This is a genomic window from Vibrio sp. 10N.286.48.B8 (assembly GCF_003050085.1).
Taxonomy (GTDB): Bacteria; Pseudomonadota; Gammaproteobacteria; order Enterobacterales; family Vibrionaceae; genus Vibrio; species Vibrio crassostreae.
The window spans coordinates 1-11,556 of record NZ_PIGD01000027.1; the positions used below are offsets into that span (position 1 = coordinate 1).

Sequence of the window (11,556 nt, forward strand, 5' to 3'; positions counted from 1 at the left end):
CGTGCTCCCAACCTAATTCTTTACGTGTTGCTGCAATTTCTTCAGCGCCTAATGGTGCACCGTGACAGTCGTGCGTACCTGCTTTGTTTGGAGAACCAAAGCCAATCACTGTTTTAGTACAGATTAGAGTAGGGCGAGGGTCTGCTTTAGCTGCTTCAATCGCTGCGTTGATAACGTCAGAGTCGTGGCCATCTACTGATGGGATTACGTGCCAGCCGTAAGCTTCGAAACGCTTAGGTGTATCGTCAGAGAACCAACCTTCCACTTCACCATCGATAGAGATACCGTTGTCATCCCAGAAAGCAACTAGCTTACCAAGACCTAGCGTACCCGCTAGAGAACATGCTTCGTGAGAGATACCTTCCATCAGACAGCCATCACCCATGAATGCATAAGTGTAGTGGTCTACGATGTCGTGGCCTTCTTTGTTGAACTGTGCCGCTAGCGCTTTCTCTGCCATAGCCATACCAACAGCGTTAGTGATGCCTTGACCTAGAGGACCAGTCGTTGTTTCGATACCTGGTGCGTAACCGTACTCTGGGTGACCTGGAGTCTTAGAGTGCAGTTGGCGGAAGTTCTTAAGATCTTCAATTGAAAGCTCGTAACCTGCAAGGTGAAGCAGAGAGTAAATCAGCATAGAGCCGTGGCCGTTAGACAGGATAAAACGGTCGCGGTCTGCCCACTCTGGGTTTGCTGGGTTGTGGTTTAGGTGAGAACGCCAAAGTACTTCAGCGATGTCAGCCATACCCATAGGTGCGCCTGGGTGACCAGAGTTTGCTTGTTGTACGCCGTCCATGCTTAGAGCACGAATAGCGTTAGCTAGATGTTTGCGATTCATAAGAACTTCCGAATAAAAATTAAGAAAAACAAAATTGATAAAAGTAGGGGAACTGAACGTTCCCCTATTTGTAATTGGTAAGAGTGATTACAGCTTAGCTGCGATCATGTCTTCTAGTTTGCCTTGGTCAACGGCGAAGTTGCGGATGCCTTCAGCTAACTTCTCAACAGCCATTGCATCTTGGTTGTGATCCCATAGGAACTCAGCGTGAGTCATCGCGGCTGGACGCTCTTTAGTACCGTTAGAGTCGATTAGCTTCTCTACTACTTCGCCTTCTGCTGCTTCTAGGTCTGCTAGAAGTTGAGGTGCGATAGTTAGACGGTCACAACCAGCAAGTTCAAGGATCTCGCCGATGTTACGGAAGCTTGCGCCCATAACAACAGTCTTGTAACCGTGGTCTTTGTAGTAGTTGTAGATATCTGAAACAGAGATTACACCTGGATCTTCTGAAGCTTGGAAATCACGACCTTCTTTCGCTTTGTACCAGTCCATGATGCGACCTACGAAAGGAGAGATTAGGAATACGCCAGCTTCAGCACAAGCACGAGCTTGAGCGAAAGAGAATAGAAGCGTTAGGTTACAGTTGATGCCTTCTTTCTCTAAGATTTCAGCTGCGCGGATGCCTTCCCAAGTAGAAGCCAGTTTGATAAGGATGCGGTCATTAGTGATGCCAGCGTCGTTGTACATTTTGATAAGTTGACGAGCTTTAGCAACACTGCCTTCCATGTCGTAAGAAAGACGAGCATCTACTTCTGTAGAGATACGGCCAGGTACAACTTTCAGGATTTCTTTACCGATGTTTACGTTAAGCATGTCGCAAGTGTCTTGAACTTGCTGTGCTTTGTCATCGCTTTGCGCTTTAGCGTATTCGATAGAAGCATCGATTAGAGGTGCGTACTCAGCAATTTGAGCAGCTTTAAGAATTAGAGATGGGTTAGTTGTTGCATCTTCAGGAGTGTACTTGCTGATAGCTTCGATATCGCCAGTGTCAGCTACAACAGTTGTTAGTTTACGAAGTTGCTCTAATTTATTGCTCATTTTGATCATCCTATGTATCGCATAACACCTCATTAATGGGAGAGGTGTGGGCATTTGCAAGCTAACTAATGAAGTTCTCAATGGTTGTACCAGTGAGCCAAACTTACATTAATTTAAATTTTTCTCCGAACGAACATTTGCACAGAACATTTGATCGTTCGATGAGTAAATGATGTAGCCATATTTATCCGATCTAGCACCAAAGTCAACGGTAAATAGTCCTGTATGGTGACTTCAGTCAAATATATTTCGCTCTAGTAATCATGGGGTATGCAGGCAAACGTTTAACGGGCATGGAGAGGTGAATTAATCAACAATAAAACCAAGGCTATCACTGTGAACAAATGTTCCTTGTTGTTACATATGTTCACGGTGTAAACTTGTGTATCACTTGCTGATGCATCGAACATTTGTTCTCAAAGCAGGTAAAATAATTGTTAAATATAGGTTGCGTGGTATATGAGTAAGAATATCCAAGATGTTTCCGAAGAAAACACTGATCTCCTCACTGAAGTGGCGGTAGCTTATTATCAGGATGGCGCGACACAAGAAGAGATCTCCAAAAAGTACTCTATCTCTCGTGCAAAGGTTGGTCGAATGCTCAAACAAGCCCGAGACGAGGGTATTGTTGAGATCACCGTGAAGTACCATCCAGTATTCAGTGCCAAGATAGAACAACGCTTGATTGAGCGCTTTGGTGTGAAACGTGCGCTCGTGGCACTAGATCAACCGAACGAAGAGAAGCAGCGACTTCAAGTTGCAGGTTTAGTGTCTAACTACCTAACCAGTACACTGAAAAACGGCATGGTGGTGACAGTAGGCCAAGGTCGTAACGTATCTTCTGTTGCTCACCATACTGGTGTAATTACTCCTCGTGATTGTAAGTTCGTGTGTGGTATCGGCGGTATTCACCCAAGAGGCGGTATGTTTAATGCCGACCATATATGTAGGCAGTTAGCCAAAAAATACGGCGGCTCGTCTGAGACCTTGTATGCGCCCGCTTATGCAGAAAACAAAGCACAAAAAACCGCATTCATGGAAAACAGTACCGTTAAGCAAACACTCGATCTAGCCAGAAAAGCAGACGTTGCTTTGGTCGGTATTGGTGATATGAGTGAAAACAGTTATATGGTCGACTTAGGTTGGTTTACTGCGGGTGAAGTTGTTCAGTCTCGCTTATTACAAGGTGTCGTAGGTGACTTCGCGGGTTATGACTTTTTTGATGTACACGGCAAAGCAGCAAACACAGTAATGAGTGATCGAGTCATAGGCTTAGGCTTAGAGGAGTTTCGCCCAATAGCGGAAGTTATTGCTATCGCAGCAGAGAACAGTAAGCCATTAGCTCTCTTAGGTGCACTAAGAACAGGTGTGGTTGACGTGATTGCGACTAGTGTAAGCAATGCTTTGACGGTACTTAACTTAGATGAGCAGATGAAATAGGTGTAAATGAGCTATTTTTATTTGCCTTCCTAATTAAATAAAAATCCTATCTAACTAAACTATCAATTAACCTGTGAGTAGAATGCTAATATTTTAAATTATACTAATAATTTTAAATGTAATTTTATTTGGTTATAAAATTTATTTATAACCAAATTAACCATAAATAATATTTATAGGTTTAGTCGGAAAGTTAATTGGTTAATATAATTCACCATTGATAAAGTCTCGTTTCATTTAATAAACGAATTATCTATTTCAAGATTATTCGCCCAACGAGACTTTTATAATGAGGATAAAATTAATTTGTACATTTATGACGGCAGTCATTGCTGTCTTTTCTGTACAAGCGACCACTTTACCTGCGCCAACTTGGCACATGATGACTTTTATTGATGGCAGTACAAAAGAGCTGCGATTAATGGGGTCACAACATATGTTTTGGTACCAAGACCATGATGGACACCTGTATGTTCAGGATCCAGATAATCAATGGTATTTTGCTAAATATGTAATTAGTGATAACGGAGTAGGAACGGTTATTTCAACGGGCGTACTGGCTTCGAGTGGTGCTGAGGTACCAATTGAATCAAACATCAAAAATTTAAAAATCGATTCAATACACGTCAATGAATCTTTTGACTCACCGGCTGCAAACCACAAAAGATTTACTCCGAGACAAAGGCAACGATCATCATTATATAGCACTTCGACTAAAAATATCACTGAGCAGGCTCTGCTGGTTGTACAAGTTAGTTTTTCAGACGAACAGATAGAGAATGATTTTCAGTCGACGATATTTGGTGAAAATCAGCAAAGTGTTCAAGATTACTTTCTTAAAAATAGTTACGGGAATTATAAAGTTGTTCCAGCGAAAGAAAGTGAAGGGACTAAAAACGACGGTGTTATTAATGTCACGTTGGACATAGAACATCCTAATTGTCATTCCAAATCTGAAAGTAACTGCCAAAGTAAACTCAATAATGTGTTCAAAAAAGCTTATGAAGCATTAGATGTTGACTTTAATCTTTCTCAATACGACTACAACAATGACGATAGTATTGCTCCTCAGGAACTGTCCGTCATGTTCGTCTTTGCGGGTAATGACAAGTCAAGTGGTACACAAAAAACGCCTACGATTTGGCCGCATAAGTTTGCCCACAGAACTGTCGAGATAGATGGAAAGCGCATTAGCGCATATTGCCTCTTCGCAGATTATCAGGATGATCATCAATCGACCATGGGGGTTATTACCCACGAGCTTGGGCATCTGATGTTAGGGCTACCGGATTTATATTCTTATAAGCATGATGGTTCTATTGGGCATTGGGGTTTAATGGGAGGCGGGAGCTGGGGGAGTAAACCCAGTGATCAATATGCCGGAGAAACACCGGTTAATATGTTGGCGTGGAGTAAAGAGGCATCCGGATTTTTAAAGCCGAAAGTACTCTCCAATAACGGTCGTATCGAAATAGACACTATAAAGGGCGAAGGAGTTATTCATCTTGATCCTTACCTTAAGCAATTTGGGCCGCGTGCTTACGTTGAAAACAGACGCAAAAACAATTATGACCAAGCGCTTCGTGGCGAAGGTTTGTTGATTACAGCTGTGAATATCGATAATCAATTCAACAGTTCAGGTCCGATGCAAGTGCAGGTATTCCAAGCCGATGGAGAGGGGTTACTAGAAAGCGGTTTCTCTTCTGGAGATGCTGGTGATGTCTTTCCTGGTAGAGATTCGGTTACCAACCTCTCGGATGATTCAGAACCTTCCTTAACAGCGATTACTGCTGGCAGAAAAACAGATATCACAATAACTAACATTTCTAGCGATGATGCCAAAGCGAGTTTCTCTCTTTTGGTTCCAAATTCAAACAACAAATCGTCTTGGGTCACTTCTTTCGGAAGAACCTACCCACGTTATAACGCAAATATTAATGTTCTCGGCTTCCCTATAGATGTTGTCAAAGGAAACCAAAATATTGCAGGAATACATTTTTACGCGAAGGCAACGAGTGTCGCAATGCCGATGTTTTATCGTCTAGTCGAATACCCATACCAATCTAGATTTGGCAATGCAGTTATTGATGAGAGCGTAGCTCGATTGTTACACCGAGGCGTCGCTCAGCAAGACGGTGGACAAGTCATTTTTGATGAGAAGATCAAGCTTGGCTTGGGCTCAAAGTTGATTGTGTTAGAGATTGAAAATGGTACTCCGGAATACTCTACTCAGTTTTTGGACGCATATTTAGGAGATGGACAAAGAAAAAAGCAATTTTCAGGTACGATTTCTGATTATAAAACGCAAGGCTTGGGGCGCGGGTTTGGACAGAACTTCCCTTTTGCACTGCTTTTTGAATTACCAACTACAGCCAAACCTATTGCTGTCGACGATAAGATTTCTACCGATGAAGACATTCCTTTTCTGCTTAACCTACTAGCGAATGATATCAACTTACCTAAGCCAAATAATTATTCAATTGAAATCGGGCAGAAGCCAACAAAAGGCGTGATAAAAGGTGAGACATATTACCCTTTAGCTGATCAGTTTGGTCGTGACAGCTTTACGTATCGTCTGGTAGATGGGCGAGGAGAGGAGACGGACTTTGCGCGTGTAGACGTTGATATTAAATCAGTGAATGATGCTCCCGAGTTAACGCTCGATAGATCAAATGCCAAGTCTGAGCCTGGTGAAACGTTGATATTTAAGGTCACTAATATTACAGATGTTGATTCTTCAGAGCATCAAATAACGTGGTCTCAAGTTCAAGGTCCAAGGCTGTCGCTGAGTGATTCACAATCTAAAGTACTTAAAGTAACAATCCCTAGTGATGCTGCTGAAGGGGAGCAATATAGGTTTGTCGTTCTAGTGCAAGATTCATTAGGAGGTTATGCAAAGCAGTTTGTAGTGGTTGATGTGCGAAGAAAGCAAGCATCATTATTAGGCACTAAATCGCTACAAGTAAAATATGGAGATGAAATCGATCTAATCCCTAATATTAATGAGGATGTTTACACATTATATATATTGGACTCTCCACGTAACGGTATTGCAAAAATTGTAGATAGTAAGATTATTTATAATGCACCTGCTCAACGTAAGTTAGCTTTATATGACACTATTAAATATAGAGTTTTATCTGCCGATGGAGGCGAGTGGATAGGTTCGTTTGACATCGAGGTGTTACCGAATATTTCAAATGAATCTGCTGTAACATTAACTCAGAGCGACTCGTCAGGAGGAAGCTCCTCACTGCCTCTGATTCTTATGTTGTGCTTGCTCCTTCGGTTACGACAGCGCCGATAGAATAAAGTGAAATGAAAGAGCTATATTTTTAGCTCTTTTTTATTCGCCTACAAACGTGAGTCAGCGCAAAAATGGAATGATTTGTCGCATTTCTGATTCTGGACTTGCATTAATAGGTGCTTAGTTTCATTTGAGTGCAACATTGATCACAAAAATGGACAATGGTTCAATTGAGTGACTTTCGAGCTTTAGCATTATAAACGATGAATATTTACATAAATTTCAACGATTTTCGGTAATCAAAAGGTGGTGGATGCATAGGTTTTGGTTATAATTGTGTTGACTGTCATTTGCCCAGGAAAGGTGTTGTGTAAGGACTTTGGTACGAGAATGGCACACAAAATATGTTGTTTGTAAAAGCACATAGGGATTTGTGAATCAGTTGTTGGTCACGATAAATGTATTTATTTGTATAGGTGCATATAAACATTATTTATGAGTATATAAATAATGTTTTTTTGTATCTGTATGACACTATTGTTACTTTTACGCTGATTTTTAATAAGAATAATTAATAAAAGAACGCAACATCGGGGTAGTTTGCACCATGAAAAACGTCAACAGATCTATCGACGTCAAATATTTAAGAACATTTTCACACGTTGCTAAGCACAAAAGTTTTACTGCGGCCGCTGAGTCTTTATTTATGACACAGCCTGCGGTATCTCAGCATATTAAAAAAATAGAAAGTACAATCGGGGCAAGTATTTTCGATAGAAAAGAAGGATTTTTACTCACTAAACATGGAAAAGTATTACTCGATTATGCAGACCAAACAATGTCTATGTACGAAAAGTTGTTTGAAGATCTGGAAAAGGTAGAATTAAGAGATCAATTCAATATAGCGATTGCCGAATCATTTTGTTTCGATATGGTTGAGCGTGTAATCAATGAATTTAGAATGTTGAACAATATAGATTTGTCCATAAACAGTTTTACGAATTCTTCTCTATTGGACTCTTCTCGTTATGATTTAATATTCACGATGGACCGGATTTCACAGGAGAATGGAAAGTCCTATCAACTAAAGACGGTTAATTACGTTATCGCACATTCAAATTCTCTTGACTCACATGAGTGTTATCCACAGAGGGTTGTATTTTGTAGCTCTCTACCCAAGTCTTATGTCCAAGAGCTACTTAACGACTATAATATTGATTCTTCACATGTGACCAGTTGGGTAAAAACAAGCTCATGTCAGTTCCTAAAAAATGAATTGGATACAAATGGTACTATTCTAATTTTTCCTGAGTGGGCTGTATGTAATAATAATTGTAAGACAATACCGTTACGTCAAAAAGTGAACATGTATGTTTGGTGTAGTGACGAAATTTCACAAGAGTTAGAGACGTTAGGTATTAAAGATAAGATTCAGCAACTATTTCAAATTAGTGACATTTCGACGCCTGAGCTGAAAAATAGTATTATGTAATTAGTTTGATAATATTGATACAGTGCTAAAAATGAAACAACTTAGAGCAATAGGCATCCCGTAAGGGATGCCTTTTTTATAGCTATCAAACCCCGCCATTTTTCCTATTACGTACATAATGGAAACTAAGAAACCACCGAGAAACCCTATAAAAATCAATGTCATTGTAACCAGTTCTGGTTGTATGCCAATGATTAATGCAAAAAGTAACTTCACATCCCCAGCCCCAATTACTCCAAGATACCAGAGTATAAAAAATACTATGAAGCACAATGCTGCTGTGGGTAATGATGACATTAGATAGCCGTTATATAACGCGACGAAAATACTAAATGCTAAAGCTATTTTATTGAGGTTGTTTGGTATTTTTCTATACTTCCCGTCAAAAAAACATACAAAAAGTAATATTGAGAAATTTACAGAAATTAAGGTGGAGTAAATTAATAAATCTATATTCATAAATATAGAGTATAGACAAGTATTAGCTATATCAACATAAATTGGATTTCTTATTCTTATACCAATATAAGAATGGCTTATATTGGCAAGATAAGTTTATGTTATGCGTTCATAATAACTATTAATTGGATGTATATTTTTATATCGAGTAGACTTTATTTCGAAATTTCAATTAGACCCAAGGTCGATATACTTTTAGAGGATTACTATGTACTACCAAACTTTAGCAAAACTGGCTGAACTAAAAATGAAGTTCGAAGATGATATTCGCGGAGTTACTGCCGTGGAATATGCAATTATTGCTGTTGTAATGTCAGCTCTAGTACTTGCCGCGTTTCAAACTGATGCACTTAAAAATGCTATCACTGGTGCGTTGACTAAGGTGACAACCAACTTGACCACAGCTACTACAGGCAAATAATTAGCCACTAAGAATCATATATTAAGGGGCTTAGGCCCCTATTTTAGGCTTAATATGAACAGAATTATCATTCTCCTTCTTGTTGCTTTTTCTATTTTTTCTACATTGATTTATATCAATGTTAACTATATTTCAGCTGATGAAGAACCACAGGAAGTACAGCAAAAAGAAGAACCTAAAGTCAGTATTTTAGTTACTCAGAAAGCGATTAAACGTTCCCAACCGTTAACACCTAATTTCTATGACAAGAAATTTGTCCATATATCTGACTTAGATGGCTCCTACTACACGTTAGAAGACGATCTTATTGTTGAACCTGGCGCTCTATTTAAAGAAGACATCTCCGAAGGCACATACTTAACACAAGATATGATCTCCAACCCTGGAGACCGAGATTATATGTACTTGTCATTAAATGACGGTGAATTACCTTATTTTTATGAAGTTACCGGTATCGGAGTGGTACAAACCGCAACGCTTACCCCTGGTGACAAAGTGAGCTTTGTTTCCACAACCTCTTCAAAATCGAATCTAGTTGAGAATGGGTATGGTGATATCGGTGATCTCGTTAGCCGAGTGATTATTAGTGGAGCTCGCGTGCTGCAGGTAATAAAAGGCAGCGAAGATACTGATTCAGAAGATGCCGAAGACAAAAAATACAGTTTAGTTATTGCATTAAATATGCGCAGTGTTTTGAAACTCGAAATGGCTCAAAAAATCGGTGATGTGAATATCATTCCATCTGAAATCGAGAATCGCTATTTATCTATTCGCAGCAGTGATCTTTTAGAAACTCAGTTCGGTGTTAGAGAATTACGTGGTAAGGAATAACATGACTTTAAAGAACAAAAATATAGCCTTGCTATTGTGGGGGATTCTTTCATGCCCATTACTCGCATCAGAATTAATGAACTTGGATCAAGGCGCTGCGAAAACGATTAATTTGAAGCGACAGATATCAACGGTATTTGTTGCGAATCAAGAAATAGCTGACTACAAAATTATCGATGAAAATAAGGTTGTGGTTTACGGTGTTGGCCAGGGCACGACTTCAGTGATCGTTTATGATCGAGGTGGAAACGAAATTTACAATGCTGAATTAGTCGTTAATCAAAGCTTGCGACTACTTAAGCAAACGTTAATTGCTCGATTTCCTGATGAAAATGTTGTGGTTTCCAATGTCGGAGATCAAGTCGTGTTGGATGGTATTGTCGGTAGTGAAGAGATCAAACAAAAGATTAATCGACTCGTCGGGGAAATGCTGAAGAAAGATCGTCGCCGTGCAGCTTATGAACTAAGGGATGCAGACGGTGAGGCTTTAGATGAGCTGGAGTACACGGCACAGTACAACTACGACCAAGTCATTAATAATTTAAAAGTTCTCACCACTGAACAGATAAATGTAAAGCTAACGGTTGCAGAAGTTTCAAGTTCTTTTCTAACCGAACTGGGTGTGACATACAGTGATAGTGGCGAGCCAGGTACTTTTGTTAATAAGCTCCTTGATTTTACGGCTCAAGACATTGTTTCTGTTATCTCTGCAAGTGGTGATGACAAAATCGGTCGCGTATTGGCAGAACCCAACCTTTCTGTTATTTCGGGTGAACAAGCCAGTTTCCTTGCCGGTGGTGAGATCCCAATTGCGGTACGAGACGAAGACGGAATTACTATTTCTTACAAAGAATACGGCGTTAAGTTAGCCATGGTAGCCAAGGTTACTGACACGGAAAACATCCGCTTAACCTTGATACCTGAAGTCAGCTCTATTGATGAATCGAACAAAACAACGACGGGTTTAATCTCGGTCCCTTCTTTGAGAACTCGACGAGCTCAAACGACGGTTCACTTAAAAGACGGTCAAAGTTTTGTACTAGCGGGGCTTTTAACATCAGAAGAGCGTGAATCGTTAACCAAGATTCCAATTTTGGGGGATATCCCAATCTTAGGTGCTCTTTTTAGTCACACTTCCACAAACCGCTCTAAAACTGAATTGATCATAGTTGCGACCGTTAATCTGGTTGATCCAGTCGAGCAAGAGCAAGTCAAGTTGCCAAGTTTTAGACGCACAAGTGATCTAGAACGATTGCTAAGAATAGATCTCTCAGATCTCGATGAGCCGGAGCTTGAAAACACGATAAACCAAGGAGGGTTCAACTAATGAGATGGATCGTTATTACTTTAATCGCTTTGATTACTTCTGCTTGTACCCACGTTGATACATCCAACTCTAGTGTGATTGAGCAATTAGAAGAGCGTTTTGAATTTGATATGGCGAATGGTGAAGATTCAATGTCTCGCTCTGTGGCTTTTATCCGAGAACTCAATGCGAGAGAGCCGAAAGCAACGTTCTACGTTAAGTATAAGCCTGATGTGAGTGAATTTGTCGCTAAGTTACGCGATAGATTCAAATCAGAGTCTATTGCGAAAGACCGATATAAAGTGGAGCTTGCTGATAATGACCAAGAGAAAAATATCCTGATCATAGGTCGATATGTCCGAATTAAAAGCAGTGATTGTGGAGTGATGGTGTTCTCGCAACGCGAAGATTATCAATTTGGTTGTAGTGTTGAGCATAACCGAAACATTAGCTTGGTTAACCCAATTAAGAAGGCGAAATAACT

Annotated in this window: 9 protein-coding genes and 1 pseudogene; 7 read left to right on the top strand and 3 right to left on the bottom strand. The window is 40.0% G+C overall.

Features of this window, described 5'->3' with window-relative positions; translation table 11 throughout:
• A pseudogene (locus CWO08_RS21610) lies at positions 1 to 838 on the bottom strand (transketolase); the annotation flags it as partial.
• A gap of 87 nt (positions 839 to 925) precedes the next feature.
• Positions 926 to 1,876 (bottom strand): transaldolase, encoded by a 951-nt coding sequence (gene tal, locus CWO08_RS21615; RefSeq protein WP_102432957.1) that lies wholly within the window; start codon positions 1,874 to 1,876, stop codon positions 926 to 928.
• Between the two features lie 459 nt (positions 1,877 to 2,335).
• Here tal and CWO08_RS21620 point away from each other — a divergent pair, with 459 nt between their 5' ends.
• From CWO08_RS21620 to CWO08_RS21630, 3 genes are all read left to right on the top strand, one after another.
• Positions 2,336 to 3,316, top strand: a complete 981-nt coding sequence (locus tag CWO08_RS21620; protein ID WP_048659958.1) for a sugar-binding transcriptional regulator — start codon at positions 2,336 to 2,338, stop codon at positions 3,314 to 3,316.
• A gap of 289 nt (positions 3,317 to 3,605) precedes the next feature.
• Complete coding sequence (locus CWO08_RS21625) at positions 3,606 to 6,623, top strand: M6 family metalloprotease domain-containing protein (RefSeq protein ID WP_108021076.1); 3,018 nt, start codon at positions 3,606 to 3,608, stop codon at positions 6,621 to 6,623.
• 547 nt (positions 6,624 to 7,170) lie between these two features.
• A complete protein-coding gene (locus CWO08_RS21630; RefSeq protein WP_108021077.1) occupies positions 7,171 to 8,055 on the top strand; it encodes a LysR family transcriptional regulator in 885 nt (294 codons plus the stop codon).
• On the opposite strand, the gene CWO08_RS21635 is transcribed toward CWO08_RS21630, so the two are convergent.
• Positions 8,056 to 8,514: a prepilin peptidase gene (locus CWO08_RS21635; RefSeq protein WP_108021078.1), complete on the bottom strand. Its 459-nt coding sequence runs from the start codon at positions 8,512 to 8,514 to the stop codon at positions 8,056 to 8,058.
• Between the two features lie 208 nt (positions 8,515 to 8,722).
• Between CWO08_RS21635 and CWO08_RS21640 the strand changes: the two genes are divergently transcribed.
• The 4 genes from CWO08_RS21640 to CWO08_RS21655 are packed head-to-tail and all read left to right on the top strand — an operon-like array spanning position 8,723 to position 11,554.
• Positions 8,723 to 8,935, top strand: a complete 213-nt coding sequence (locus CWO08_RS21640) for a Flp family type IVb pilin (protein WP_048659963.1) — start codon at positions 8,723 to 8,725, stop codon at positions 8,933 to 8,935.
• A 54-nt stretch (positions 8,936 to 8,989) separates the two neighbouring features.
• Entirely contained in the window at positions 8,990 to 9,766 is a 777-nt protein-coding gene (locus tag CWO08_RS21645; protein ID WP_048659964.1) for a pilus assembly protein CpaB, read from the top strand.
• A 1-nt stretch (position 9,767) separates the two neighbouring features.
• Positions 9,768 to 11,093: a type II and III secretion system protein family protein gene (locus CWO08_RS21650; protein ID WP_055320180.1), complete on the top strand. Its 1,326-nt coding sequence runs from the start codon at positions 9,768 to 9,770 to the stop codon at positions 11,091 to 11,093.
• Positions 11,093 to 11,554 carry a hypothetical protein gene (locus tag CWO08_RS21655; protein ID WP_048662552.1) on the top strand — a complete coding sequence of 154 codons (462 nt, stop codon included), beginning with the start codon at positions 11,093 to 11,095 and terminating at the stop codon, positions 11,552 to 11,554. Before CWO08_RS21650 ends, CWO08_RS21655 begins: the two co-directional genes overlap by 1 nt.
• The last annotated feature ends 2 nt before the right edge of the window (positions 11,555 to 11,556 follow it).